Annotated in this window: 25 protein-coding genes; 18 read left to right on the plus strand and 7 right to left on the minus strand. The window is 69.5% G+C overall.

Going from position 1 to position 24,854, the window contains the following annotated elements:
- Positions 1 to 13 precede the first annotated feature (13 nt).
- The 13 genes from P8627_RS07220 (at position 14) to P8627_RS07280 (ending at position 11,188) form a co-directional block, all read left to right on the plus strand.
- Positions 14 to 877: a branched-chain amino acid aminotransferase gene (locus tag P8627_RS07220; protein WP_279967083.1), complete on the plus strand. Its 864-nt coding sequence runs from the start codon at positions 14 to 16 to the stop codon at positions 875 to 877.
- A complete protein-coding gene (locus P8627_RS07225) occupies positions 856 to 1,947 on the plus strand; it encodes a hypothetical protein (protein WP_279967084.1) in 1,092 nt (363 codons plus the stop codon). Before P8627_RS07220 ends, P8627_RS07225 begins: the two co-directional genes overlap by 22 nt.
- Before the next feature lie 81 nt (positions 1,948 to 2,028).
- Complete coding sequence (locus tag P8627_RS07230; protein WP_279967085.1) at positions 2,029 to 2,484, plus strand: universal stress protein; 456 nt, start codon at positions 2,029 to 2,031, stop codon at positions 2,482 to 2,484.
- An 81-nt stretch (positions 2,485 to 2,565) separates the two neighbouring features.
- Entirely contained in the window at positions 2,566 to 3,126 is a 561-nt protein-coding gene (locus P8627_RS07235) for a NifU family protein (RefSeq protein ID WP_279967086.1), read from the plus strand.
- A gap of 2 nt (positions 3,127 to 3,128) precedes the next feature.
- A complete protein-coding gene (gene tsaB, locus P8627_RS07240) occupies positions 3,129 to 3,752 on the plus strand; it encodes a tRNA (adenosine(37)-N6)-threonylcarbamoyltransferase complex dimerization subunit type 1 TsaB (RefSeq protein WP_279967087.1) in 624 nt (207 codons plus the stop codon).
- Positions 3,749 to 4,165, plus strand: coding sequence for a GNAT family N-acetyltransferase (locus P8627_RS07245; RefSeq protein WP_279967088.1), 417 nt, complete (start codon positions 3,749 to 3,751; stop codon positions 4,163 to 4,165). The genes tsaB and P8627_RS07245 overlap by 4 nt, the downstream gene beginning before the upstream one ends.
- Before the next feature lie 132 nt (positions 4,166 to 4,297).
- A complete protein-coding gene (locus P8627_RS07250) occupies positions 4,298 to 5,308 on the plus strand; it encodes a BMP family lipoprotein (RefSeq protein WP_279967089.1) in 1,011 nt (336 codons plus the stop codon).
- Between the two features lie 2 nt (positions 5,309 to 5,310).
- Positions 5,311 to 5,673, plus strand: coding sequence for a hypothetical protein (locus P8627_RS07255; protein ID WP_279967090.1), 363 nt, complete (start codon positions 5,311 to 5,313; stop codon positions 5,671 to 5,673).
- A gap of 351 nt (positions 5,674 to 6,024) precedes the next feature.
- The gene (locus P8627_RS07260; protein ID WP_279967091.1) at positions 6,025 to 7,575 is read left to right on the plus strand and encodes an ABC transporter ATP-binding protein; all 1,551 of its coding nucleotides are present in this window, start codon (positions 6,025 to 6,027) and stop codon (positions 7,573 to 7,575) included.
- Entirely contained in the window at positions 7,572 to 8,732 is a 1,161-nt protein-coding gene (locus P8627_RS07265) for an ABC transporter permease (RefSeq protein WP_279967092.1), read from the plus strand. The genes P8627_RS07260 and P8627_RS07265 overlap by 4 nt, the downstream gene beginning before the upstream one ends.
- A gap of 90 nt (positions 8,733 to 8,822) precedes the next feature.
- Positions 8,823 to 9,443: a LysE family translocator gene (locus P8627_RS07270; protein WP_279967093.1), complete on the plus strand. Its 621-nt coding sequence runs from the start codon at positions 8,823 to 8,825 to the stop codon at positions 9,441 to 9,443.
- Position 9,444: 1 nt separating this feature from the next.
- Positions 9,445 to 10,410: an ABC transporter permease gene (locus P8627_RS07275; RefSeq protein WP_279967094.1), complete on the plus strand. Its 966-nt coding sequence runs from the start codon at positions 9,445 to 9,447 to the stop codon at positions 10,408 to 10,410.
- A complete protein-coding gene (locus P8627_RS07280) occupies positions 10,394 to 11,188 on the plus strand; it encodes a purine-nucleoside phosphorylase (protein WP_279967096.1) in 795 nt (264 codons plus the stop codon). The genes P8627_RS07275 and P8627_RS07280 overlap by 17 nt, the downstream gene beginning before the upstream one ends.
- 109 nt (positions 11,189 to 11,297) lie before the next feature.
- Here the strand turns inward: P8627_RS07280 and P8627_RS07285 are convergent, their stop codons facing one another.
- Positions 11,298 to 12,863: a GMC family oxidoreductase gene (locus P8627_RS07285; protein ID WP_279967097.1), complete on the minus strand. Its 1,566-nt coding sequence runs from the start codon at positions 12,861 to 12,863 to the stop codon at positions 11,298 to 11,300.
- A gap of 124 nt (positions 12,864 to 12,987) precedes the next feature.
- Here P8627_RS07285 and P8627_RS07290 point away from each other — a divergent pair, with 124 nt between their 5' ends.
- Entirely contained in the window at positions 12,988 to 13,908 is a 921-nt protein-coding gene (locus P8627_RS07290; protein ID WP_279967099.1) for a sulfite exporter TauE/SafE family protein, read from the plus strand.
- Positions 13,908 to 14,666 carry a TIGR02186 family protein gene (locus P8627_RS07295; RefSeq protein WP_279967101.1) on the plus strand — a complete coding sequence of 253 codons (759 nt, stop codon included), beginning with the start codon at positions 13,908 to 13,910 and terminating at the stop codon, positions 14,664 to 14,666. The genes P8627_RS07290 and P8627_RS07295 overlap by 1 nt, the downstream gene beginning before the upstream one ends.
- Positions 14,667 to 14,701: 35 nt before the next feature.
- Here P8627_RS07295 and P8627_RS07300 read toward each other — a convergent pair whose 3' ends face one another.
- The 6 genes from P8627_RS07300 to P8627_RS07325 all read right to left on the minus strand — a co-directional run bounded on the left by P8627_RS07300 (position 14,702) and on the right by P8627_RS07325 (position 21,521).
- On the minus strand, positions 14,702 to 15,427 hold the full coding sequence (locus P8627_RS07300) for an SDR family oxidoreductase (RefSeq protein WP_279967102.1): 726 nt from the start codon (positions 15,425 to 15,427) through the stop codon (positions 14,702 to 14,704).
- Entirely contained in the window at positions 15,424 to 16,956 is a 1,533-nt protein-coding gene (locus P8627_RS07305; protein WP_279967103.1) for an ATP-dependent DNA helicase, read from the minus strand. Before P8627_RS07305 ends, P8627_RS07300 begins: the two co-directional genes overlap by 4 nt.
- 18 nt (positions 16,957 to 16,974) lie before the next feature.
- Complete coding sequence (locus tag P8627_RS07310) at positions 16,975 to 17,601, minus strand: acyl-homoserine-lactone synthase (RefSeq protein ID WP_279967104.1); 627 nt, start codon at positions 17,599 to 17,601, stop codon at positions 16,975 to 16,977.
- Between the two features lie 101 nt (positions 17,602 to 17,702).
- Complete coding sequence (locus P8627_RS07315) at positions 17,703 to 18,413, minus strand: helix-turn-helix transcriptional regulator (protein WP_279967105.1); 711 nt, start codon at positions 18,411 to 18,413, stop codon at positions 17,703 to 17,705.
- Positions 18,414 to 18,754: 341 nt separating this feature from the next.
- Positions 18,755 to 20,047: a crotonyl-CoA carboxylase/reductase gene (gene ccrA / locus P8627_RS07320; RefSeq protein WP_279967107.1), complete on the minus strand. Its 1,293-nt coding sequence runs from the start codon at positions 20,045 to 20,047 to the stop codon at positions 18,755 to 18,757.
- 109 nt (positions 20,048 to 20,156) lie between these two features.
- Positions 20,157 to 21,521: a 1-acyl-sn-glycerol-3-phosphate acyltransferase gene (locus P8627_RS07325; protein WP_279967109.1), complete on the minus strand. Its 1,365-nt coding sequence runs from the start codon at positions 21,519 to 21,521 to the stop codon at positions 20,157 to 20,159.
- Between the two features lie 132 nt (positions 21,522 to 21,653).
- Between P8627_RS07325 and P8627_RS07330 the strand changes: the two genes are divergently transcribed.
- The 3 genes from P8627_RS07330 to deoD all read left to right on the plus strand — a co-directional run bounded on the left by P8627_RS07330 (position 21,654) and on the right by deoD (position 24,796).
- Positions 21,654 to 23,615: a protein meaA gene (locus tag P8627_RS07330; protein WP_279967110.1), complete on the plus strand. Its 1,962-nt coding sequence runs from the start codon at positions 21,654 to 21,656 to the stop codon at positions 23,613 to 23,615.
- Between the two features lie 66 nt (positions 23,616 to 23,681).
- Entirely contained in the window at positions 23,682 to 24,026 is a 345-nt protein-coding gene (locus P8627_RS07335; RefSeq protein WP_279967111.1) for an H-NS histone family protein, read from the plus strand.
- A 65-nt stretch (positions 24,027 to 24,091) separates the two neighbouring features.
- Positions 24,092 to 24,796, plus strand: a complete 705-nt coding sequence (deoD, locus tag P8627_RS07340) for a purine-nucleoside phosphorylase (RefSeq protein ID WP_279967112.1) — start codon at positions 24,092 to 24,094, stop codon at positions 24,794 to 24,796.
- The last annotated feature ends 58 nt before the right edge of the window (positions 24,797 to 24,854 follow it).

Here is a 24,854-nt window from a genome sequence, read left to right on the forward strand (position 1 = left end):
GAAGGGACTGGCCATGGCGTTCGGCACGAATATCCGCACCTATTTCGACGGCCGCTGGCATGACGGCGACACGGCCGTGATGCGGGGCGCCGATCACGGGCTGTGGCAGGGCTCGAGCGTGTTCGACGGCGCGCGGCGCTTCGAGCGGGTGACCCCCGATCTGGACCGGCATTGCGCGCGGGTGAACCGCTCGGCCGAGGCGCTGATGCTGAAGCCCACGGTCACGCCGGAGCGGATGGTCGAACTGATCCACGAGGGGCTCGAGGGCTATCCGAAGGAGACCCCGATCTATATCCGCCCGATGTATTGGGGCATCCATGGCAGCGAGCTGGGGCTCGTCCCCTCGAAGGCCGAGACGGGCTTCGCCATCTGCCTCGAGGAGGTCCCGATGTACGGCCCCGAGAAGACCACGACCCTGACCACCACGCGCTTCCGCCGCCCGGTGCTGGAGGATGCGGTCTGCGACGCGAAGGCCGGCTGCCTCTATCCCAACAACGCGCGGATGCTGGCCGAGGCGCAGGCCAAGGGCTTCGGCAACGCGCTGGTGGCCGACGCGCTGGGCAACGTTGCGGAATCGGCCACGTCGAACGTCTTCATGGTCAAGGACGGCGAGGTCTTCACGCCAATCGCCAACGGCACCTTCCTGTCGGGCATCACTCGCGCCCGCCATATCGCGAACCTGGCCGCCGACGGCATGCGGGTCCACGAGACGGTGCTGTCCTTCGACGATTTCCGCGCGGCGGACGAGGTGTTCCTGTCGGGCAACCTGACCAAGGTCACGCCGGTCACGGCCTTCGACGACCGGCAATACCAGGTCGGCCCGGTGACGCGCCGGGTGCGGGACCTGTATTGGGATTGGGCGCTCTCGGCCGCCTGATCCGCGCCGCCCCGCTGCTGGCGACGCTGGCGGCGACGGGCTGGGCGCTCTCCGCGAACCCCTTCGCCGCGCCCTTCGTGGAGCGCTCCACCGCCGAGCTGTCACTGGCGCTCGAGCGGCAGGTCGCGCGGCGGGCCTCGGCGGAGTGGCTGCGGTCGGAGCTGGCGCAGGCGGTTGCCGCGCGCGACGCCGACCGCGCGGCGATGCTGCTGGCGCTGGCCGACGATCTGGGCCGCGAGGTGCCCCGCGCCGAGGCCGAGGCGCTGCTGGCCGAAGCTTCGGGCTGGATGGCGAGCGCGGCCAGTTGCGGCGCCTGCATGGCCGATATCGGCGCCTGCCCCGGCCTGGCCCAACTGGCCGCCTGCGCGATCCCCTTCGAGATGTCGCCGCTGGGCGATCTGAACGCCCTGCGCCGCGCCGGGCTGGCCTGGGCCGACGGGGCGGAGATCGACCGGCTGGACGCGGGGCTGGCGCTGGTGGGGCTGGGCGCCACGGGCGCTCTTCTCGCGTCGGGCGGGACCTCGCTCAGCGTCAAGGCTGGTGCGGGGCTCTTGCGCACGGCGCGGCGCATGGGGACGCTGACCCCGGGCCTCGCCCGCAGCCTGCGCGTCCCGATCCGCCCCGAGGCGCTGCCCGGCTGGCTGGCCGGCACCCGGACGCTCGACGAGGTGACCGACACCGCCCGGCTGGCCGCCGCGGGCGCGGTCGCAGCCGATATGGGCCGGGTCCGGGCCGCCACCTCGACGGCGGAAGCGCTGCGGCTCGCGCGGCTGGTCGACGGCCCCGACGATGCCGCGCGCCTGGCGCGGGTGGCCGAGGCCGCGGGGCCCCGAACCAGCCGCACGCTGGCCGTGCTGGGCAAGGCCCGCGCCTTTCGCGCCACGATCCGCCTCAGCCGCGCCGCCGCCGGGGCGCTGGCGCTGATCTGGCTCAGCCTGCTGCAGCTCGGGATCGTACTCGCCACGCGCGCGGGCGGCCTTCTGCTGCGCGCCGCCGCGCCGCAATCCGCCGCCCCGCTGCGACCGCGGACCCGCGCTCTCGGACCCGCGGGACCGCGGCCGATCCGCTAGGGGACGGGCCGCAAAGGGCGGTGGACAGACGGCCCAGCCAACGCCATGCTCCGCCCTGCCTTGCCGCCCCGGGGAGTTATCATGCGCAAGTTCCTCGTCGTCCTCGACGACAGCCGCGAATGCCTGAACGCGATGCGCTTCGCCTCGCTGCGCGCCGAGCATACCCATGCCGGGGTCGAGGTTCTGTCGGTGATCCCGCCCGACGAGTTCAACCACTGGATCGGGGTGGGCGACATCATGCGCGAGGAGGCCCGCGAGCGCATCATCGCGCACTTCGAGGTCTTCGCGAAATGGATGCGCGACAAGCACCGGCTGGAGCCGCACCTGGTGATCCGCGAGGGCGAGCCCGTCGACGAGATCCTGGCGCAGGTGCGCGAGGATCCGGAGATCGGCGTGCTGGTCCTGGGCGCCAGCGCCGAGGGTAAGGGCCCGGGCCCGCTGGTCACCCAGCTGACGAAATCGGCCGGCAGCCTGCCGGTTCCGATCACCATCGTGCCGGGCAACCTGTCCAAGGAACAGCTAGAGAGCATCGCCTGAGGCGATTTTAGAACCGTTCCAACTTCTTGACGTTGCCCCGCCGGGAGCGCACATAGAGGCCCTCACTCCCGGAGGTGCCCCATGTTCATCCAGACCGAGACCACGCCGAACCCCGCCACGCTGAAATTCCTGCCGGGGCAGACCGTTCTGGAGCAGGGCACCGCGGATTTCCCCGATGCGGACAAGGCCGGTAAATCCCCGCTGGCGCAGCGGCTCTTCGCCATTGACGGCGTCACGGGCGTCTTCTTCGGGCACGATTTCGTGACCGTCACCAAGGACGACGCGACGCAGTGGGATCACGTGAAGCCCGCGATCCTCGGCGGCATCATGGAGCATTTCCAGTCCGGCGCGCCGGTCATGGAGGGCGAGGCCCAAGCCCAGCACGAGGCCAATCACGACGAGGCCGACAGCGCCATCGTCGGTCAGATCACCGAGCTTCTCGACACCCGCGTCCGCCCGGCGGTGGCGCAGGACGGCGGCGACATCACCTTCCACGGCTTCGAGCGCGGCGTGGTCTATCTGCAGATGAAAGGTGCCTGCGCGGGCTGCCCCTCCTCGACGATGACGCTGAAGATGGGGATCGAGAACCTGCTTCGGCATTACATCCCCGAGGTGGTCGAGGTTCGCCCCGTCGGTCTCTGACCGTGGCGACATCTGACCGCCTGTCGCTTGGCTTCGACACGTCGGCCGCGCATTGCGCGGCCGCACTCGTCTCGGGCGACCGGATCCTGGCCGAACGGGTCGAGGCGATGCGCAAGGGGCAGGCCGAACGGCTGATGCCGTTGCTCGAAGACCTGCTCGCGGTGGCCGGGCATCGCTGGGCCGATCTCGATTGCATCGGCGTGGGCACCGGCCCGGGCAATTTCACCGGCATCCGCATCGCCGTCGCCGCCGCGCGGGGACTGGCGCTCGGCCTCGGCATTCCCGCGCACGGCGTGACCGGGCCCGAGGCGCTGGGCGGCGGGCGTGACGTGATCGTCTGCCTGCCCGCGCCGCAGGGCGCGGTCCATGCGGCGCGCGGCGACGACATCCGCCGCCTGACCGCCGCCGACTGGCCCGCCGACTGGCGCGCGCCGCTGACGGGCCCGGCCGCCCCCGAGCTCGCCGCCGCGCTGGGCCTGCCGCTGGCCGAGACGCCGGCGCTGGCCCCGGCCATCGCGCGGCTCGCGGCCCGGCGCGCGACGCCCGGGGGGGCGCGGCCCGCGCCGCTCTACCTGCGGCCGGCCGACGCGGCGCCGCCCGCCGACCAGCCGCCCGCGATCCTGTGAGCGCGCCCGCCCTCGCCCGGCTGCACGCGCGCTGCTTCACCGGCGCCGCGCGCTGGTCCGAGGCCGCCTTCGCCGAGGCGCTCGCCGATCCGCGCTGCTTTTTCTGCCCCGAGGGCGGCGACGGGACCGGCTTCGCGCTGGGCCGCGTCATCGCCGGCGAGGCGGAGCTGCTGACGCTCGCCGTCGCGCCCGAGCGGCGGCGGCAGGGCACGGGGCGCGCGCTGCTGCAGGGCTTCGAGGCCGAGGCCATGCGGCGCGCGGCCACCGACGCCTTCCTGGAAGTGGCCGCCGACAACGTCGCCGCCCGCGGGCTCTATGCCGCTCAGGGTTGGATCGAGACCGGCCGTCGCCGGGGCTATTTCGCGGGCATCGACGCCCTGACGCTGCACAAGGTCCTGCACGCCGCCCCGTGACGACAGGTCAGACGCAAGCGAGGGGGCGAATCCGGTTGATCTTCCCGGCCCCCTTGGGCCTTATTCCCGGCATCAATCGCGGCGCGGGGGGCCGCCATGGCTGAACCCGCGCCCAACCAACGGGAGTCCTCCATGACATTCACCAAGCACCTGATGGGCGCCGCGGCGACCATCGCCCTGACCGCGGGCATGGCGCAGGCCGACGCGCATGCCGCGAACCCCGGTCTGATCATCGACCTGGGCGGCAAGTTCGACAAGTCGTTCAACGAGAGCGCCTATAACGGCGCGCAGCGCTGGGCCGAGGAAACCGGTGCCGATTACGCCGAGACCGAGCTGGCCAACGAGGCGCAGCGCGAACAGACCATGCGCCGTATGGCCGAGCGCGGCGCGAACCCGGTCGTGGTGCTGGGCTTCGCCAACGCCTCCACGTTGGAGGTCGTCGCCCCCGATTATCCCGAGACCGAGTTCGTCATCGTCGACATGGTCGTCGACCAGCCCAACGTGAAGTCGATCGTCTTCTCCGAGCACGAGGGCTCCTACCTCGTGGGCATGATGGCCGCGATGGCCTCGGAGTCGGGCACCGTCAGCTTCGTGGGCGGCATGGACGTTCCGCTGATCTCCAAGTTCGCCTGCGGCTACGCGCAGGGCGCCAAGGCGGTGAACCCGGACATCAACGTCATCGTCAACATGACCGGCACGACGCCGGCCGCCTGGAACGACCCGGTGAAGGGCGCCGAGCTGACGCGCAGCCAGATCAGCCAGGGCTCCGACGTGGTCTTCGCGGCCGCGGGCGGCACCGGCATCGGCGTGCTGCAGGCGGCCGCAGACGAGGGCATCCTGTCGATCGGCGTCGACAGCAACCAGAACTACCTGCATCCCGGCTCGGTCCTGACCTCGATGGTCAAGCGCGTCGACAATGCCGTCTATGACAGCTTCACCCAGGCGATGAACGACGCGCTGGAGCCCGGCATCATGGTGATGGGCCTCGAGAACGAGGGCGTGGGCTACGCGATGGATGACAACAACGCCGATCTGGTGACCGCCGAGATGCAGGCCGCCGTCGACGCGGCCAAGCAGCAGATCATCGCCGGCGAGATCGAGGTTCACGACTACCTGTCCGACAACAGCTGCCCGGCCTTCTGATCATGGCCGACGCGACCCCCGGAGAGACCCTGGTCACGCTTCTCAAGGCCTGGAACGAAGCCGATCCGGGGGCGCGTGACACCATCCTGGACGAGGCCCTCGGGGCCTCGTTCACCTATTGCGACCCGAACGCGCCCGCGCCCTTCGAGGGCCGCGAGGGCATGGCGCAATACCTGTCGATCTTCCGCGAGAACCTGCCGGACGCCGTGCTGCTGGTCACCGGCGCGCCGATGGTCAGCCACGACACCGCGATGGCCTATGCCCGGCTCGACCGCTCGGGCGAACCCTTCGCCCGGCTGATCTTCGTGGGCACCGCGGACGAAGGCGGGCTGACCCGCCTGACCGGCTTCGTGGAAAGCGAATGACTGCTCTCGTGTTCCGGTTTGTCGCACCGGTAATTGCGGTCTTCGTGACCCTAGGAGGCGCCTCCGCAGGGCAAGTTATCTTCGACTGTGTTTGGGTGCCTTCAGGCGATCAGGTTTCGATCACTATCGATACAGATCACGGGACGGGACTTCGTAGCGATGGGAGCACGACTTACACAGTCCTCGCCGAAAGTACCGCTGCAATCTGGCTTCGGATCGACGGCACGCCTTCCCAAGCAAGGGAATACTTGGCTGTGCAAGTGATCGAACGCGATCCTCGCAATGGAACTTGGACCGACGTGGTAGTGACGGACGAAGGCTCCGTGATCTACGACAATCGAGGGCGCTGCGATGAGCGCCGATAAAGCCGCCGATCCCGGCCTCGCCATCGAGCTGCGCGGCATCTCGAAGGCCTTCGGCCCCGTGCAGGCCAACAAGGACATCTCGATCCAGGTCAAGCGCGGCTCGATCCACGGCATCATCGGCGAGAACGGCGCGGGCAAGTCGACGCTGATGTCGATCCTCTACGGATTCTACAGGGCCGATGCGGGCGAGATCTTTATCGGCGGCCAGCGGACCGAGATCCCCGACAGCCAGGCGGCGATCGATGCGGGCATCGGCATGGTGTTCCAGCATTTCAAGCTGGTCGAGAACTTCACCGTGCTGGAAAACGTCGTGCTGGGCGCCGAGGAAGGCCGCCTGCTGAGACCGTCGCTGGCCAAGGCGCGCAAGCTTCTGAAACAGCTGGCCGACGATTACGATATGGATGTCGACCCTGATGCCGTGATCGAGGATCTGGGCGTGGGCCAGCAGCAGCGTGTCGAGATCCTCAAGGCGCTCTACCGCGAGGCAGACATTCTGATCCTCGACGAGCCCACGGGCGTGCTGACCCCCGCCGAGGCCGACCACCTGTTCCGGATCCTCCAGGGGCTGCGCGACGAGGGGAAGACGATCATCCTGATCACCCACAAGCTGCGCGAGATCATGGAGGTGACCGACACGGTCAGCGTCATGCGCCGCGGCGAGATGACGGCCACCGTCCGCACCGCCGAGACCAGCCCCGAGAAGCTGGCCGAGCTGATGGTCGGCCGGAAGGTCCTACTGCGCGTCGACAAGGCCCCGGCCCGGCCCGGCGAGGTGGTGCTGGAAGTCGAGAACCTGCGCGTGACCGACGCGCAGGGGGTCGAGCGGCTGAAAGGCATCGACCTGACCCTGCGCCGCGGCGAAATCCTGGGCATCGCGGGCGTCGCCGGCAACGGCCAGTCCGAATTGCTGGAGGTGCTGGGCGGCTATGCGAAGGGCACCGGCACGATCCGCATGAACGGCGAGACGATCGACATCTCGGGCGCCGCCTCCGACGCGCGCACGCGCCGCGCGCGCGGCATCGCGCATGTCCCCGAGGACCGGCAGCGCGAAGGCCTGATCATGGACTACCGCGCCTGGGAGAACATGGGCTTCGGCTACCACCACGACCCGCGCTACAATACGGGTCTCTTCATGGACAACGCCGCGCTGCGCCGCGATTGCGCGGAAAAGATGGAACGCTTCGACGTGCGCCCGCCGGATCCGACGCTGGCGGCCAAGAGCTTCTCGGGCGGCAACCAGCAGAAGATCGTCCTGGCCCGCGAGATCGAGCGCAATCCCGATCTTCTGCTGATCGGCCAGCCCACCCGCGGCGTCGATATCGGCGCCATCGAGTTCATCCACCAGCAGATCGTCGCGCTGCGCGACCAGGGCAAGGCGATCCTGCTCGTGTCGGTGGAACTGGACGAGATCATGGCCCTGTCGGACCGCATCGCGGTGATGTTCGACGGCCGGATCATGGGCGAGCGCCTTCCGTCCGAGACCGACCAGGGCGAGCTGGGCCTGCTGATGGCGGGCATGACGGGGAGGGCGGCATGACCGACGTGCTGCCCAAATGGGCCGACATCCTGCTGATCCCGCTGATCAACCTCCTGCTCGCGCTGATCGTGTCCGGCATCGTCGTGACGCTGATCGGCAAGGACCCGTTCGAGGCGCTCTACATCCTCGTCAACGGCTCGGTCGGCTCGGCCTATGGCTGGGGCTTCACGCTGTTCTACACCACCAATTTCATCTTCACCGGCCTGGGCGTCGCCGTCGCGTTCCACGCGCGGCTGTTCAATATCGGCGGCGAGGGGCAGGCCGCGCTGGGCGGCCTCGGCGTCGCGCTGGTCCTGCTATCCGTGCCCTGGCCGCATTGGAGCGTGGCGCTGGTCGCGGCCTCGGCGGGGGCGGCGGTCTTCGGCGCGGCCTGGGCGGCGATCCCGGCCTGGCTGCAGGCCACGCGCGGCAGCCACATCGTCATCACGACGATCATGTTCAACTTCATCGCCTCGGCGCTGATGGTCTACCTGCTCAGCCGCGTGCTGCTGGTGCCGGGCGCCGGCGGCTCGCCCGAGACCGCGCGCTTCGCCGAGGCGATGCGCCTGCCCAACGCCTATGACGTCATGCCCTTCCTCGGCTTCTCGCGCTCGACCCCGCTCAACGTGTCCTTCTTCCTCGCCATCGCCGCCTGCGTCTTCGTCTGGGCGCTGATCTGGCGCACCCGGCTGGGCTACGAGATCCGCGCCTTCGGCCATTCCGAGCCGGCGGCGATCTATGCGGGGATCTCGCCGATCAAGATCACGATGATCGCCATGCTGATCTCGGGCGGGCTGATCGGGCTGATGGCGACGAACTCGGTCATGGGCGAGGCCGAACGGCTGGTCATCGACCCGGTGCAGGGCGCGGGCTTCGTGGGCATCGCCGTGGCGCTGATGGGACGCTCGCACCCGGTGGGCGTGTTCCTGGCCGCGCTTCTCTTCGGGGCGCTCTACCAGGGCGGGGGCGAGCTGACCTTCGAGATGAACGGCATGACGCGCGAGATCATCCTGGTGATCCAGGCGCTGGTCATCCTGTTCACCGGCGCGCTCGACAACATGGTCCGCGCGCCGGTCGAGCGGATCTTCGTGTCGCGCCGGCGCAGCGCGACGGCACCGCTGCCGACCACGCCGCTGGAGCCGGGCGGCCAGCCGCAAAAGGGCGAGGTGGAGCCATGAGCGCGGCGCTACCGCCGATTAGCAGACGCCGGTCGGAGCGCGTTCGGCCTTCGGCAAGGCCATGCGTCGCGGGCATGCAAGGAGCCGTTCATGACTGACATCGCACCTTACCTCCCCGGTCTCTTCGCGGCCTGGAGCATCCAGCTCGTCTCCTGCCTGACGCCCGGTCCCGTCGTCGCCGTGATCCTGGGGCGCGCCGCGACAGGCGATCGGTCGGGCGCGTTGCGCGCGGCGGCGGGGACCGCGACGGCGGCCGGCATCCTCGCGCTCCTCGTGTCGCTGGGGATGGCTTCGGCGGCGTCCGCGCTCAGCGAAGGGCTCTGGCAGCTGCGGATGGCGGGGGCGGCCTATCTCCTCTGGCTCGCGTTCAACGCGTTCCGCCGGGCGGCGTCCGAGGCGCCTCCCCTGCGGGCCGGTGCCGGGGGCGGGTACCGCACGGCGCTTGCCGTCAGCCTCTCCAGCCCCAAGGCGCTCGCCTTCTGGCTCGCCATCGCGGCGCTCGGCGGGATCGTCGGGGCGCCCTGGCCGGTGCTCGCGCTCTTCGTCGCCGGGTCGGCCGCCATGTCGGCTGGCGTTCATGCGGCCTGGGCGGTCTTCCTGTCCTCCAGCCCCATGCGCGCCGGCTATGCCCGCGCGCGGCGCTGGGTCGAGGGGACGCTGGGCCTGCTTTTCACCTTCTTCGCCCTCCGCCTCGCGACGGACCGGAGCTGACATGGATTTCCTCGGCATTATCCAGATCCTCGACTCGTCCCTGCGGCTCGCGACCCCGCTGCTGCTGGCCTGCCTCGCCGGGCTGTTCAGCGAGCGGGCAGGCATCTTCGACATCGGGCTGGAGGGCAAGATGCTGGCCTCCGCCTTCATGTCGGCGGCGGTCGCCAGCTACACGGGCGACGTCTGGCTCGGCCTGCTCGCGGGGATCTGCGCCTCGCTGGTCCTGGCAGGCATCCACGGCGTCGCCTCGATCACCTTCCGCGGCAACCAGCTCATTTCGGGCGTGGCGATCAACTTCCTCGCCTCCGGCCTGACCGTTGTCATCGGTGAGGCCTGGTTCGCCCTGGGCGGGCGCACGCCGCAGCTGGACGGACGGGCCCGGTTCTCCGAGATCACGCTGCCCTTCGCGGATGCGCTGCGCGACGTGCCGGGGCTGGGGCCGATCTACGCGGACCTGATCTCGGGACATTCGATCCTCGTCTATGTCGCGCTGGCCTGCGTGCCGCTGACCTGGTGGGTCCTGTTCCGCACGCGCTTCGGCCTGCGCCTGCGCGCGGTGGGCGAGAACCCGGCGGCGGTGGACACGGCGGGCGTCTCGGTCGTGGGCCTGCGCTATGCGGCGGTGATGATCTGCGGCGTGCTCTGCGGCATCGCCGGCGCCTATCTCGCCACCGCGCTGTCGGCGGGCTTCGTCAAGGAGATGTCGGCGGGCCGCGGCTTCATCGCGCTGGCGGCGCTGATCTTCGCCAAGTGGCGGCCCTGGTACGCGCTGGGCGCCACGCTGCTCTTCGGCCTGCTGGAGGCGCTGGGCAATCGGTTCCAGTCGCTCGACCTGTTCGGCGTGACGATCCCCACGCAATTCATGCAGGCCCTGCCCTACATCCTGACGGTGGTGATCCTCGCGGGCTTCGTCGGCCGCGCGATCCCGCCCCGCGCCGGAGGCCAGCCCTATGTCAAGGAGCGCTGATCTCGCCCGCCTCGTCGCCGACCGCGCAGGATCGGCGCCGGTCCGCTACGGGCTGATCCTCGGATCGGGGCTGGGGCATCTGGCCGATCACGTCGACGGGACCGCGATCCCTTACGACGCGCTGGACGGCTTCCCGCATGCCGGCGTCTCGGGCCACGCGCCGAAGCTGGTCGTGGGCCAGCTCGGGAACACCCGCGTCGCGGTGTTCGGGGGACGGTCGCATTACTACGAAAGCGGCAACCCCGCCGCGATGCGCCTGCCGCTGGAGGTGCTGGCCGAGCTGGGCGCGGAGGGGCTGATCGCCACCAACGCCGCCGGCAGCCTGCGCGCGGAGATGCCGACCGGGTCGCTGATGCTGCTGTCGGACCATATCAACTTCTCGGGGCTGAACCCGCTGATCGGCGAGCCGACGGATCGCCGCTTCGTGCCGATGGGCGACGCGCATGACCCGGGGCTGCGCGCGGCCCTGCGCGACGCGGCGGAGGCCGAGGCGGTCGAGATGCACGAGGGCGTCTATGCCTGGTATTCCGGCCCCAGCTTCGAGACCCCGGCCGAGATCCGCGCCATCCGCACGCTGGGCGCCGATGCGGTCGGCATGTCGACCGTGCCCGAGATCATCCTCGCGCGGTTCCTCGGGCTGAAGGCGGCGGCGATCTCGACCATCACCAACATGGCGGCGGGCCTGTCCGACGAGGCGATCAGCCACGAGCACACCAAGGCCATTGCGCCGCTGGGCGCGGCGAAGCTCGAGAAGGTCCTGACGCGGTTCCTGGCCTGAGCGCGGCACCCTGAGTATTTCGGGACCCGTGATGCCGCTGGGCCTGCGTTAACCTTAACGCGCGCGCCAGTTCATCACGGGTCGACACGTACTCATTGCAACGACGCGATCAGGCGCCGGCGGTCATGCGGCGCGCGATGCGCTCGGCCATCATGATGACGGGCGCGTTCGTATTGCCGCCGACGATGGTCGGCATCAGCGAGGCATCGACCACCCGCAGCCCGTCCAGCCCCGTCACCCGGCCCTCGCCATCGGTCACGCGGCCGATCGCGGCCGTGCCCACGGGGTGATAGATCGACTCGGCCCGCGCGCAGATGAACCGCTCCCAATCGGCATCGCTCTCGGGCCTCTCGCGCGGCTGGTGCCAGCCGGTGCGGATCGGGTCGAAGGCCGGGGCCTCGAGGATCTCCAGCGCCATCCGGCCGCCCGCGATCATCGGGCCCAGGTCGCGCGCGTCGGTCAGGTAGCCCGGGTCGATCACCGGCTTCGCGCGCGGATCGGCGGAGGCGAGGCGGATCGTGCCGCGCGACCGGGGGTAGAGGTTGCAGGCATGCAGGCTGACGCCGGTGCGGCCCCAGTTGCGGGTCGATCCGTGGTTCTCGCCCAGCGCGGGCAGGAAATGGAACTGGATGTCGGGCTTGGGCAGGTTCGGATCGGAACGCGCGAAGCCGTTGCCTTCGGCCAGGTTCGAGGCCAGCAGGCCCGAGCGCCGCCGCAGCCAGTCGAAGGGCGCGCGCAGCGCGGCCGGAATCAGCCCGGGCGCGTAGCCGATCGCGCTGCCCCCGCGGGTCCGCATCATCAGGCAGATATCGAGGTGGTCCTGCAGGTTCGCGCCGATCTCGGGCTGGTCCAGCACAACCGACAGCCCGTGGCCGCGCAGGTGATCGGCCGGCCCCACGCCCGACAGCATCAGGATCTGCGGCGAGTTGACCGCGCCCGCGCAGAGGATCACCTCGCGCCGTGCTGTGACGGTTCCGTCGGCCAGTTGCAGCCCGGCCGCGCGCGTCCCGTCGAAGAGCACCTTCTCGACCTGCGCGCCGGTCCGGATCGTCAGGTTCGGCCGCGCGCGGACGGGCGGGGTCAGGAAGGCCCGCGCGGCCGAGCAGCGCAGCCCGCGATGCGTCGTGGTGTCGAAGCGTCCCACGCCGGCCCGATCGGGGGCGGCGAAATCGGCCACGCGCGCGTGGCCGGCTTGCGCCCCGGCGGCGAGGAAGCGGGTCGTCGCGGGATGCTCCCAATCGGGGCGCGTGACATGCAGCGGCCCGTCCTCACCATGCCATTGCGAGACGCCATCGGAATGGCATTCCGACGCCTTGAAGAGATGCAGCGCCTCGGCACCGGACCAGCCATGGCCCCAATCGTCGTAATCGCTCAGGTCGCCGCGCGCGTAGCACATCGCGTTGATCGCCGAGGAGCCGCCCAGCGCCCGGCCCCGTGGCCAGCGCAGGCTGCGCCCGCCCAGGCCCGGCTGCGGCGCGGTCGCGTAATCCCAGTCGGCGAAGCGGTTGCCCAGAAGCTCCGGCAGGGCGGCGGGGATGTGGATCAGCGGGTTCCGCCCCGCGCCCCCGGCCTCGAGCAGCAGGACCGAGACCTGCGGATCGGCGCTCAGCCGGGCCGCCATCACGCAGCCGGCCGAGCCGCCGCCGACGATCACGATATCCGCGTCCCGTTTCATCCCCGAAGCATTCCCCGCCCGCGACCCGCAGACAAGCCGGCCCGGCCCTGCCGTTACGGCAGCCCGGTTTGACGAAGGCGGCAAATGGGCGCATGGAGGGGCAGGTTCCCGAAGGCGCGCGCCCGTGCAGATCTACCTCCCCATCGCGGAAGTTTCCGTCAACGCTTTCCTGCTGCTCGGTCTCGGCGGCCTCGTCGGCGTGCTGTCGGGGATGTTCGGGGTCGGGGGCGGGTTCCTGATGACGCCGCTCCTGTTCATGATCGGCATCCCGCCCGCGGTGGCCGTCGCGACGGAAGCCAACCAGATCGTCGCCTCCAGCTTCTCGGGCGTGCTGGCGCATCTGAAGCGGCGAACGGTCGATCTGAAGATGGGGTTGGTGCTGCTGATCGGCGGCCTGATCGGCGCGGCGATGGGCGTGCAGGTCTTCGCCATCCTGCGCGCCATGGGCCAGGTCGATCTGCTGGTGAAGCTTTGCTACGTCGTCTTCCTGGGCGTGATCGGCGGGCTGATGTTCATCGAGAGCCTCAACGCGATCCGCAGGGCGCGTGCCAAGGGCCCCGTGCAGAAGACCGTCCGGCGGCAGCGCGGCTGGATCCACGCGCTTCCCTTCAAGACCAAGTTCCGCACCTCGGGCCTCTATATCTCGGTGATCCCGCCGCTTCTGGTGGGCCTGTTCGTCGGCGTCCTGGCCGCGATCATGGGCGTGGGCGGCGGCTTCATCATGGTGCCCGCGATGATCTACCTGCTGGGGATGCCGACCAAGGTCGTGGTCGGCACCTCGCTGTTCCAGATCATCTTCGTCACCGGCTTCGCCACGCTCATGCACGCGACGACGAACTACACCGTGGACATGGTCCTCGCGGTGCTGCTGCTGGTCGGCGGGGTGGTCGGCGCGCAGATCGGCACGCGGATCGGCGTGAAGCTGAAGGCCGAGCAGTTGCGCATCCTGCTCGCCGGCATGGTCCTCTTGGTCTGCGCGAAGCTGGCGACCGACCTGTTGTTCGAGCCGGCCGAGCTGTTCTCGCTGGGCGACGTGGACCATTGATGCGCTGGCTGTGCCTCCTGCTGTGGCTCCTGCCGCTGCCCGTCGCGGCCGAGGAGCGCGTCGTGGCCGCGCTCAGTCAGGACACCGTGTCGATCTCGACCAGCTTCGACGGTTCCGAGATCCTGATCTTCGGCGCCGTGAAACGCAGCTCGCCGCCGCCCGACGCGGCGCCGCTGCGCGTGGTCATCACCGTGGCCGGTCCCGACGAGCCCGTCGTCGTCCGCCGCAAGGAACGCCGTTTCGGCATCTGGGTGAACACCGAGGCCGTCGAGGTGGACGCCGCCCCCAGCTTCTATGCCGTGGCGAGTTCGGCGCCGCTCGACGAGGCGATCAGCGCGGTCGAGGACCAGCGCTGGCGCATCACCACGCCCCGCGCCCTCCGCGCGGTGGGCGTGTCGGATGCGACCGACGACGTGCCCGCCTTCCTCGACGCGCTGATCCGCGTCCGCCGCGCCGAGGATCTCTATGTCAGCGCGCCCGAGACCGTCGTGCTGGACCAGGAGACGCTGTTCTCGACCACCATCGCGCTGCCTTCGGACCTGACCGAGGGCGATTACGTCACCCGCATCTTCCTGACCCGCGACCGCCAGGTGATCGACCGCTACGAGACGACGATCTTCGTGCAGAAGGTCGGGCTGGAGCGGTTCATCTACAATCTCGCGCATGAACAGCCGCTGATCTACGGCATCCTGTCGCTGGTCATCGCCATCGCCGCGGGCTGGCTGGCCTCGGCCGTGTTCCGCTACATCCGGACCTGAGCCGGACGGGCCCGCCGGGCCCAGCCGGTGGGCCCCTAGCCCCGCCCCACGTAAGGCATCGCGTTGGCCATGATCGTCATGGTCAGCACGTTCGCCTCGGGCGGCAGGCTCGCCATGTGCAGCACGGCGCGCGCCGCGTCCTCGACCTCCATCATCGCGACCGGCGGCTCGCCCTTGGCGCGGTTGGCGGCGTCGAGCTCCTCCAGCATGGGCGTGCGCGCGTTGCCGATGTCGAGCTGCCCGCAGGCGATGCCCAGCTCGCGCCCGTCCAGCGCGAGCTGCTTGGTCAGCCCGGTGATCGCATGCTTGGTGACGGTATAGCTGACCGCGCCCGGCCGGGGCACATGCGCGCTGATCGAGCCATTGTTGACGATCCGCCCGCCGCGCTGCTCCCGCATCTGCGCGAAGGCGGCGCGCGCCATCAGGAACATGCCGGTCAGGTTGACCGCCACGGCGCGGTCCCAATCGGCGACATCGGTCCGGTCGATCGGGGCGGCGGGCACGAAGATGCCCGCGTTGTTGAACAGGACGTCCAGCCGTCCGGCGGTCTCCGCGAAGCTCCGGGTCACCCGTTCGGCATCCCCGGGATCGGTGACGTCGCCCGGCAGGATATGCGCGCCGGGCTGGCCGTCGGCAACCTGTGCCAGCGCATCGGCCCGCCGCGCCATCAGGCCGACGGTCCAGCCTTCGGCCAGGAACAGCTTCGCGGTCGCCGCACCGATGCCCGAGGACGCCCCCGTGATCAGGATGGATTTCGTCATACCTCGCTCTCCCCTTGCAATGTCAGCGGCGCGGCCTCGGCCTTCAGATCCGCGGTGTCCAGCGGATGGGTCGGCCGCGCCAGCGCGTAGCGGCGCACCCAGATCAGCCGCGTCGCCGCGCGCGTGATCGCCACATAGGCCAGCCGCTTCCAGAGCTGCTGCCCCGCCTCGACCCGGCCGGCCCGGCTGGCGGCGTAGAGATCGGGCGCGAAGACCTGCACCGCGTCCCATTGCGAGCCCTGCGCCTTGTGGATCGTCACCGCGGCGCCGTGCAGGAAGGCCGCGCCCATGCGGGCGGCGAAGGGCAGGAAGGGCTCCTCCTCGTCGGGATGCTCGATCTTCACGATCGAGGAGACGGAGATCTCCGGCTCCGGCGCGCCCACGACATGCAGCTTCGAGAAGCCCGGCTTGCGCCCCGGTCCCAGGTAGACGACCTGCGCGCCCTTGATCAGCCCGCGCGCCTCCAGGTCGATCCGCCGCTTGCGGTGCTTCAGCGGCAATTCCAGCCCGTCGCAGATCAGCGGCTCGCCGGGGAGAAGCTGGGTGTCGTCGGCGCCATGGGCTTGCCGGAAGGCGCGGATCAGGCGGATCCGGGTCGCGTTGCGCCAGACCAGCACCGGCGAGCGGGCCATCAGGTCGCTATCGACCCGCTGCGCGACCTGAACGCGGTCGTCGCGCGCGGCAGCCTGCTCGACCATCCGCTCGAACGCCTCGAAGCCGAGCGCCGGGTCGCCCAGCGCGTGGGCGAGATCTAGGATCGGGCTGTCGGCGGCCTGCCGGTGCACGCGGTGCAGATGCATCAGATCGTCGCCGTCGAATCGGTCGAAGACCATGCGGCCCGACTGGTTGACCGGGGCCAGCTGCGCGGGGTCGCCGAACAGCACGAGGGTCGGGAAGATCTCGGTCAGGTCCTCGTATTGCTTGTCGTCCAGCATCGAGGATTCGTCGACGAAACCCACGTCCAGCGGGCTGTCGCGCCGCTTCCAGCCGGTGATGAAATCCGAGCCGCGCAGGCCCGCCGCCGCCAGCGCACCGGGCACCGAATTGGTCTCGTCACAGACCCGCTTGGCGCGGTCCAGCGCCTCGTCGGTCAGGCCCTCGACCGTGGGGCGGTCGCGCTCGCCCGCCAGCCACTCGGCGATCTTCTCGTATTCCGGGTCGTAGACCGGCGTGTAGAGGATGCGGTGGATCGTCGTCGCGGGCACGCCGCGGCTGCGCAGCACGCTGGCCGCCTTGTTGGTCGGCGCCAGTACCGCGAGGGTCCGGCGATCCTTCCGCTTGCGCTCGTAGTCACCCGAGACGAGGTCCAGCCCGGCGTCGCGCATCGCCGTGACCAGCTGCGCCAGCAGAAGCGTCTTGCCCGAGCCCGCCTTGCCGGTAACCGCCAGCACGCGGCTGTCGTCATCCTCGCGCGGGGCGGCGAAGCCGTCGGCGAGGTCGATGCCCGAAGCGGACAGGATCTCGGCGATCCGGTCCCAGGCTTCGGCCTGGTCTGCGGAGAGTTCGGGAGTGGGAGCGGGGACGGCCATCGCCCCCTTCTGGCGGCTTCAGGCGCGGGTGGGAAGGGCGTGACCGCGCGGCAGATCGCCGAAGGCCGCCTCGAACCAGGCGCGCGCGGTCGCGTGCGTCACGCCGCAGCGGCGGGCCAGCGCGTCGTGGGTCGCGGGCGCGAAGGTCCACAGGCCGACCGCGATCCCGTTTTCCCGGCCCAGGACCTCGGGCTCCCAGCCGAGCCGGCGATAGACGCGGATCATCGCGGCGTCGAATACGCCCACCGCGTGGGTCAGCCCCATCCCCAGCCCCAGCTCGCTGGCGGCCAGGAGCAGCGTCCGCGCGGCCTTGGTCTTCGTGCCGGGGGCGAGGCAGAACCGCGTGCATTCCCAGATCCGGCCGGAGCGCACCGGGCCGCCGGCGAGACCCGCGAAGACGTCGGCCAGCATATGCGGCCCGGTGGTGGGCAGAAAGCGCATCGAGGCCGCGTGACCGCCTGCCCCGTCCTCGGCCAGCACGTAGAGCGGATCCATCGCGTCATAGGCATCGGTCTCCCAGCCCAGCGCATCGACCTGGACCTCCCAGCCCAGCCTGTCGCGGAATTGCACGGCGCGGTCGCGGAACATGTCGGCGGCGAGATCGGGATAATGGGTCAGTTCGGAAGCGTAGAGGTAACGGATCATCGCGGGGGCCCTCTCGGCGTTGTGACCGACAGGGCTGGGTCCGCGCGGGTTACCGGTTTCCTAGCGTGCGCCCGAAAAGACTTCGCGCAACGGGCGGGCGCTCAGAGTCCGATCAGGCCACGGGCGAGGGCGTTGGCGACCGCATGGGTCGTGTTGAGCGCGCCCAGCTTGTGACGCGCGCTCTCGATATAGACGCGAAGCGTGTGCTCGGAGATCTTCAGCCGCTCGGCCGCCTGCGCGCGCGAGCGGCCCGCGGCCAGCATCGTGAGCGCATCGCGCTCGCGTGGCGAGAGGCTCGGCGCCCCCTCGCCCCCCGCCCCCTCGATCGCGAGCGCGCGTTCGTTGACGTAATGCGCCGCCAGCAGGAGGTCGTCCATATGCGCCCGGGTGAAGCGCGCCCAGCTGTCATCGCCCGCCTTGTTGTTGACCGTGAACAGCGCGAACTGCCCCGCCGGCCCGCGGATCGGCAGCGAGTAGCCCTGGTTCCCCAGCCCGTGCGCGATGCTTTCGGCCAGCAGCATGCGCGCCGGGCGGCCCGACCAGTTCAGCCGCTTCCAGTCGACCGGCGTGAAGCGGCGGAAGCAGGACAGCACGACCGGGTCGATGGTCTGGAAGTCCCGCTCGACATAGATATCGACCCAGCGCTTCGAATAGGTCAGCGCGGCCCATTGCTCGCCGCCCGCCTTGACGCAGTGGTAGACGAGGTGCTCGACATCGTAGCGATCACGCAGATCGACGACGGCAGCTTCCAGCTGGGCGAGGCTGTCGCAATCCCCCATCCGTTCCAATACGTCGTCCAGTTTCCGCGCCATTCGGCCCCGTTCGTTCCGTCAGGGGGCGCTGCGCGAGTTCGGTCGCTGCCACGGCTCGGGCCTCCTCGAGCTGGCAGGCCAGTTCGGGAAGGTCGTTCGCCACGGCGAAGCCGTGCAGGTCGCCTAGGACCTCGATGATCCAGTTCTTCGACATGACGTTCCTCTCCCTGAGGTTAACGATGGGTTAAGAAGAACTAATGGATTGCGAAAAGCCGCGTTACTCACCGCTTTTCGCTCCCCAGAAATGGCGAGGGGCGGGGACGGAAGCTCTTGAGTCGGAAGGTGCCACGCGAAAGGGCCGCGCCCGATGGCACGGCCCTTCCGAGCGAATCGCTCCGGTCTCAGCGGGTCGGACCGGCCTCCAGCACATCCTCGACGGTGCGAAGCCCGGTGCGCGGCGCCTGGACGAGAACCGACATATTGCCCGGCAGATGCTCGTTCCGGCGCATCTTCATATGCGCCGCGGGCAGGTCCTTCCAGGCGAAGCATTCCGACATGCAGGGATCGAGGCGCCGCTCGACCATCAGGTTGTTGGCGGCGCTGGCCTGCTTGAGATGGGCGAAGTGGCTGCCCTGCAGACGCTTCTGGTGCATCCACATGTAGCGGACGTCGAAGGTCAAGTTGTAGCCGGTGGTGCCGGCGCAGATCACGACCATGCCGCCCTTCTTGCAGACAAAGGTCGAGACCGGGAAGGTCGCCTCGCCGGGATGCTCGAACACCATGTCGACATTGTTGCCCTTGCCGGTGATGTCCCAGATCGCCTTGCCGAACTTGCGCGCTTCCTTGAACCACTCCGCGTATTCCGGCGTGTTCACGGTGGGAAGCTGGCCCCAGCACTTGAAGTCGTTGCGGTTGATGACGCCCTTGGCGCCCAGCCCCATCACGAAGTCGCGCTTGCTCTCGTCCGAGATGACGCCGATCGCGTTCGCGCCGGCCGTGTTGATAAGCTGGATCGCGTAGGAGCCGAGGCCGCCCGATGCGCCCCAGACTAGCACGTTCTGGCCGGGCTTGAGGTCATGCGGCTCGTGGCCGAACAGCATCCGGTAGGCGGTGGCGAGCGTGAGCGTGTAACAGGCCGCTTCCTCCCAGGTTAGGTGCTTGGGGCGCGGCATCAGCTGCTGCGCCTGGACATTGGTGAATTGCGCGAAGCTGCCGTCGGGCGTCTCGTAGCCCCAGATGCGCTGGCTGGGCGAATACATCGGGTCGCCGCCGTTGCAGTGCTCGTCGTCGCCGTCGTCCTGGTTGCAGTGGATCACGACCTCGTCGCCGACCTTCCAGCGCTTCACCTTGTCGCCGACGGCCCAGACGATGCCCGAGGCGTCGGAACCGGCGATGTGATACGGCATCTTGTGGCCGTCGAACGGGCTGATCGGGACGCCGAGCGAGGCCCAGACTCCGTTGTAGTTGATGCCCGCGGCCATCACGAGAACGAGGACTTCGTGGCTGTCCAGTTGCGGGACGTCGACCACTTCGAGCTGCATGGCGGTGTCGGGCTCGCCGTGGCGTTCCCGACGGATGGCCCAGGCGTACATCTGCTTGGGCACATGTCCGAGCGGAGGCATCTCGCCCATCTCGTAGAGGTCCTTGATCCCGGCATCGGTCGCCAGGGGCGGGGTCTTGTCGTCGAGCGCCATCGTCATCCTCCGAATCCTTGCCGCAACGCGGAATCGCTCCGCTATCGGAGGTCGTCTAGCAGCCTGAAAGCAACTTTCAAACCCCGATATCGGGCTTTGCGTAACTTTCTTACGGTCTGGGTTTCTGCACCGGCAAGGTGTTCGCGTAGAAGGTGAACAGATCGCGCCAGTCGGGATCGGGGCGCACGCGGTCGCCGTCGAGCTCGAGCGCGCGGCGCACCTCCAGCATGCACAGGGCGACATGCGTTACCTCCGCCATATCGTCCGCCTCGTGATGCATCGGGTGGCCCTCCGCCCCGAGCACGGCGGAGCGATCGGCGACATGCGCGGCGATCGCGGCCTGGCTGGTGAGGCCCGCGTCCAGCGCCTCGCAGACCAGCGCCACCGGCAGGACCGGCAGCACCTCCTCGATCCGCTCCAGGAGCGCCGCGCCCAGCGCGGCCGCCGGATCGGCATGCCCTTCCCACAGGAACCGGCGCAGCGACAGCGGCCGCCCGAAAGCCACCGCGGCATAGCCGAAGCGCGTGAACCGCCCCGTCAGCCGCAATTGCACATGCCGCCAGACATAGCGCGCCACCACCCACCAGCGCAGCCGGAAGACGCCCGTCCCCTCGGTCCCCGCGGCCATCAGGACGCGGTCTTCCAGAACCCGCTCGTAATTCAGCGCGACCGGCACGAAGACCACGTCGCGCGCGTCCTCGGGGTCGTGATCGGCCAGCACATAGCTCAGGATCCCGAGCTTCGGCGCCTGCAGCGCCCCGTCCCGCGACAGACGGCCTTCGGGAAAGACCGCCTGGGTGGTGCCGTTCTGCGTGGCGATCTGAATGTAGCGCGCCAGGACCTTGCGATAGAGCGGGTTGAGGTCGCGCCGCCGCACGAAATAGCCGCCCAGCGCGCGGATCAGCGGCGCGAGCGGCCAGCGCCGCGCCCATTCGCCCACCGCGTAGGCCAGCGCCGTCTGCCGCGCCGCCAGCCAGGTCACCAGCACGTAATCCATGTTCGAGCGGTGGTTGAGGACGTAGATCACCGTCGCGCTGGGCTCGACCCCGTCCAGCGCCGCATCCTCGCCCGTCACCCGGACGCGGTAGAGGCTGCGCGACAGCCAGCGCGCCAGCCGCATCGCGACGGTGAAATAGAGCGTGGCGGAAAAGCCCGGCACGATCTCGCGGGCGTAGCGGCGGGCGGTCTCGAAGGCGACCTGGTCGGGAATGCCCTCGGCGCGCGCATGGTCGATCACCGCCTGCGCGACCTGCGGGTCATGGGTCAGACGGTTGATGGTGTCGCTGCGCCGAGCCAGCTTGAACGGCTCGATCGGCCGCGCCAGCCGGGTGTTCAGCCGCGCGACCAGCCGCTCGGCCCGCTTGCGGAAGAACCAGCGCACCGACGGGAACAGGAAATGGGACGCGAAGGTCACGGCGGCGAAGGCGAGAAGCAGAAACAGCGCCCAGATTGGAAGCTCGACCGTGCGAAACATTGGCGGAGAGTGACCGCGCGCCGCCCGTCCGTCCATCCCCGCTGCGCATCACGCCGCGCTGCGGCGTTTCCGCTTGAAACAGAAATGCGTCGTGATACCGTCTTCGCGTAATTTCGTTGCGAGGCTCGTCCGATGACCCAGAAGGATCGCCCCTGGCTCTTCCGCACCTATGCCGGTCATTCCGACGCGGCGAAGTCGAACGCGCTCTATCGCGCGAACCTCGCCAAGGGGCAGACCGGGCTGTCGGTCGCCTTCGACCTGCCGACCCAGACCGGCTACGACAGCGACCACATCCTCGCCCGCGGCGAGGTCGGCAAGGTCGGCGTGCCGGTGGGCCATCTGGGCGATATGCGCACGCTCTTCGACCAGATCCCGCTGGAGAAGATGAACACCTCGATGACGATCAACGCGACCGCCCCCTGGCTGCTCGCGCTCTATGTCGCCGTGGCCGAAGAGCAGGGCGCCGAGGTCGCGAAGCTGCAGGGAACGGTGCAGAACGACCTGATCAAGGAATACCTCTCGCGCGGGACCTATGTGCTGCCCCCCGCGCCCTCGATGCGGCTGATCGCGGATGTCGCCGAGTATTGCCGGTCCGAGATTCCCAAGTGGAATCCGATGAATGTCTGCTCCTACCACCTTCAGGAGGCCGGCGCGACGCCGCAGCAGGAACTGGCCTATGCCCTGGCCACCGCGATGGCCGTGCTCGACGAATTGCGCCCGCGCGTCGATCCGGCCGATTTCCCGCAACTGGTTGGCCGCATTTCGTTCTTCGTGAATGCCGGCATCCGCTTCGTCACCGAAATGTGCAAGATGCGCGCCTTCGTCGAACTCTGGGACGAGATCTGCGCCGCGCGTTACGGCGTCGAGGATCCGAAATTCCGTCGCTTCCGATACGGTGTGCAGGTCAATTCGCTAGGCCTCACGGAACAACAGCCCGAAAACAACGTCTATCGAATCCTTCTGGAAATGCTGGCGGTGACGCTGTCGAAGAATGCCCGCGCGCGGGCCGTGCAATTGCCGGCCTGGAACGAGGCGCTGGGCCTGCCGCGGCCCTGGGACCAGCAATGGTCGCTGCGGATGCAGCAGGTCCTGGCCTACGAGACCGACCTTCTGGAATACGGCGATCTCTTCGACGGCTCGCCCGTCGTCGCCGCCAAGGTCGCGGCGCTGAAGGACGAGGCCCGCGCCGAACTGGCCGCCATCGACGGCATGGGCGGCGCGGTCGCGGCGATCGAATATATGAAGTCCAGGCTGGTCGAGGCCAATTCCGAACGCCTGGGCGGGATCGAGCGGGGCGAGACCACCGTGGTCGGCGTCAACGCCTGGACCGAGGGCGAGGCGTCGCCGCTCGTGGGCTCCGATGGCGGCATCATGACGGTCGATCCCGCGGTCGAGGCCGAGCAGATCGCACGCCTCGACGCCTGGCGCGCGGCGCGCGACGAAGTGGCCGTGCAGGACGCGCTCGACGCGCTTTCCGCGGCGGCGCGGGCAGGCGAGAACATCATGCCGCCCTCCATCGCGGCCGCGAAGGCCGGGGCGACCACCGGCGAATGGGCGGGCGTCATGCGCGCGGTCCATGGCGAGTATCGCGGCCCCACGGGCGTCTCCGCCTCGCCCTCGAACCGGACCGAGGGGCTGGATGACCTGCGCGGCGCGGTCGACGCGGTGTCCGACAGACTGGGCAAGCGCCTGACCTTCCTGATGGGCAAGCCCGGGCTGGACGGCCATTCCAACGGCGCCGAGCAGATCGCCGTGCGCGCCCGCGATTGCGGCATGGCCGTCCGCTACGAGGGGATCCGCCTGACGCCCGAGGCGATCGTGGCCGCCGCACGCGACGAGGGCGCCCATGTGATCGGCCTGTCGATCCTTTCGGGCAGCCACGTGCCGCTGGTCGAGGACCTGATGGCCCGCCTGCGCGCCGAGGGGCTGGATCATATCCCGGTGATCGTCGGCGGGATCATTCCCGAAGTCGATGGCGCGATTCTGAAAGCCGCCGGCGTGGCCGCGATCTATACGCCGAAGGATTTCGAATTGAATCGGATCATGGCGAATATCGTCGAATTGGCCGATCCCGGTGCAATCGCCGCGGAATGACTTCTTGATTCATTCACCTTTCGGCGCGTAAGTCTGAGCGGGGACCTACGCAATCGAGGGAATGGAATGTCTGACGTGAAGAAGATGTCGAGGGAACAGCTCGAAAAGGAAGCCGCCGAGGCCGAGGCCCGGTTGCGGGAATTGCGCAAGGCGCAGGAGGAATTCGACGGGCGCCGGCTCAAGGAATTGCGCGGCGAGATCGAGGCGATGCTCGGGAAGGAAGGCTTCACGCTGGCCGACCTCTTCGGCGGCAAGCAGGGCAAGAAGCCCGTCGCCGGCGCGGCCAAGGCGCCCGCGAAGTATCGCCATCCGGAAAACGGCGCGCTGACCTGGTCCGGCCGCGGGCGCCAGCCCGGCTGGTACAAGGAGGCGCTGGCCCAGGGCAAGAAGCCCGAGGATCTGGCCATCTAGACCGCCATCGCATTCGCGATCATCAAGGGGCGCATTCCGCGCCCCTTTTTCTTTCGGAGGACCCGATGACCCCCCATATCCGCGCCGAACCCGGCCAGATCGCCGAGACCGTCCTGATGCCCGGCGATCCGCTGCGCGCGAAATGGGCGGCCGAGACGTTTCTCGACGCGCCGGAGCTGGTCAACGACACGCGCGGGATGCTGGGCTTCACCGGGACATGGCGCGGCAATCGCGTGACGATCCACGGCTCGGGCATGGGGATGCCGTCGCTGTCGATCTACGCGGGCGAGCTGATCCGAAACTACGATGCGCGGACGCTGATCCGGATCGGCTCGACCGGCGCGATGCAGAAACATGTGGCGATCCGCGACGTGATCCTTGCGCAGACCGCATCGAGCATCTCGACCCCGTCCAGCGCGATCTTCCGTGAATTGAATTTCGCCCCCTGCGCCGATTTCGGCCTGCTCCAGGCGGCGGCGGCGGCGGCGCGGGACCGCGCGACGACCGTGCATGTCGGCGGGATCTATTCCTCCGACACGTTCTACGACGAACGCCCCGACCTGAACCAGGAGATGACGCGCCACGGGATCCTGGCCGTCGAGATGGAAACCGCCGAGCTCTACACCCTGGCCGCGCGCTTCGGCCGCCGCGCGCTGTCGGTGCTGACGGTCTCGGACCACCTCATCACCGAGGAGGCGCTGCCCGCGGCCGAGCGTCAGTCGAGCTTCGGAGACATGGTCGAGATCGCGCTGGAGGCGGCCTTCGCCTGACCAGGCCCGGCAGGGCCCGCCGCGCGGGGCGGATGGCCGGGGCGCGGCCCCGGCCGCC

Origin of the sequence: Jannaschia sp. GRR-S6-38, from assembly GCF_029853695.1 — a bacterium.
Classification (GTDB): Bacteria; Pseudomonadota; Alphaproteobacteria; order Rhodobacterales; family Rhodobacteraceae; genus Jannaschia; species Jannaschia ovalis.

What these genes read in the sequence shown, in the direction of transcription:
- P8627_RS07220 (WP_279967083.1), top strand. Translation starts at nt 14, where the DNA reads ATGGCGTTCGGCACGAATATCCGCACCTATTTCGACGGCCGCTGGCAT.
- P8627_RS07230 (WP_279967085.1), top strand. Translation starts at nt 2,029, where the DNA reads ATGCGCAAGTTCCTCGTCGTCCTCGACGACAGCCGCGAATGCCTGAAC.
- P8627_RS07235 (WP_279967086.1), top strand. Translation starts at nt 2,566, where the DNA reads ATGTTCATCCAGACCGAGACCACGCCGAACCCCGCCACGCTGAAATTC.
- P8627_RS07250 (WP_279967089.1), top strand. Translation starts at nt 4,298, where the DNA reads ATGACATTCACCAAGCACCTGATGGGCGCCGCGGCGACCATCGCCCTG.
- P8627_RS07255 (WP_279967090.1), top strand. Translation starts at nt 5,311, where the DNA reads ATGGCCGACGCGACCCCCGGAGAGACCCTGGTCACGCTTCTCAAGGCC.
- P8627_RS07260 (WP_279967091.1), top strand. Translation starts at nt 6,025, where the DNA reads ATGAGCGCCGATAAAGCCGCCGATCCCGGCCTCGCCATCGAGCTGCGC.
- P8627_RS07265 (WP_279967092.1), top strand. Translation starts at nt 7,572, where the DNA reads ATGACCGACGTGCTGCCCAAATGGGCCGACATCCTGCTGATCCCGCTG.
- P8627_RS07270 (WP_279967093.1), top strand. Translation starts at nt 8,823, where the DNA reads ATGACTGACATCGCACCTTACCTCCCCGGTCTCTTCGCGGCCTGGAGC.
- P8627_RS07275 (WP_279967094.1), top strand. Translation starts at nt 9,445, where the DNA reads ATGGATTTCCTCGGCATTATCCAGATCCTCGACTCGTCCCTGCGGCTC.
- P8627_RS07280 (WP_279967096.1), top strand. Translation starts at nt 10,394, where the DNA reads ATGTCAAGGAGCGCTGATCTCGCCCGCCTCGTCGCCGACCGCGCAGGA.
- P8627_RS07285 (WP_279967097.1), bottom strand. Translation starts at nt 12,863, where the DNA reads ATGAAACGGGACGCGGATATCGTGATCGTCGGCGGCGGCTCGGCCGGC.
- P8627_RS07295 (WP_279967101.1), top strand. Translation starts at nt 13,908, where the DNA reads ATGCGCTGGCTGTGCCTCCTGCTGTGGCTCCTGCCGCTGCCCGTCGCG.
- P8627_RS07300 (WP_279967102.1), bottom strand. Translation starts at nt 15,427, where the DNA reads ATGACGAAATCCATCCTGATCACGGGGGCGTCCTCGGGCATCGGTGCG.
- P8627_RS07305 (WP_279967103.1), bottom strand. Translation starts at nt 16,956, where the DNA reads ATGGCCGTCCCCGCTCCCACTCCCGAACTCTCCGCAGACCAGGCCGAA.
- P8627_RS07310 (WP_279967104.1), bottom strand. Translation starts at nt 17,601, where the DNA reads ATGATCCGTTACCTCTACGCTTCCGAACTGACCCATTATCCCGATCTC.
- P8627_RS07315 (WP_279967105.1), bottom strand. Translation starts at nt 18,413, where the DNA reads ATGGCGCGGAAACTGGACGACGTATTGGAACGGATGGGGGATTGCGAC.
- ccrA (WP_279967107.1), bottom strand. Translation starts at nt 20,047, where the DNA reads ATGGCGCTCGACGACAAGACCCCGCCCCTGGCGACCGATGCCGGGATC.
- P8627_RS07325 (WP_279967109.1), bottom strand. Translation starts at nt 21,521, where the DNA reads ATGTTTCGCACGGTCGAGCTTCCAATCTGGGCGCTGTTTCTGCTTCTC.
- P8627_RS07330 (WP_279967110.1), top strand. Translation starts at nt 21,654, where the DNA reads ATGACCCAGAAGGATCGCCCCTGGCTCTTCCGCACCTATGCCGGTCAT.
- P8627_RS07335 (WP_279967111.1), top strand. Translation starts at nt 23,682, where the DNA reads ATGTCTGACGTGAAGAAGATGTCGAGGGAACAGCTCGAAAAGGAAGCC.
- deoD (WP_279967112.1), top strand. Translation starts at nt 24,092, where the DNA reads ATGACCCCCCATATCCGCGCCGAACCCGGCCAGATCGCCGAGACCGTC.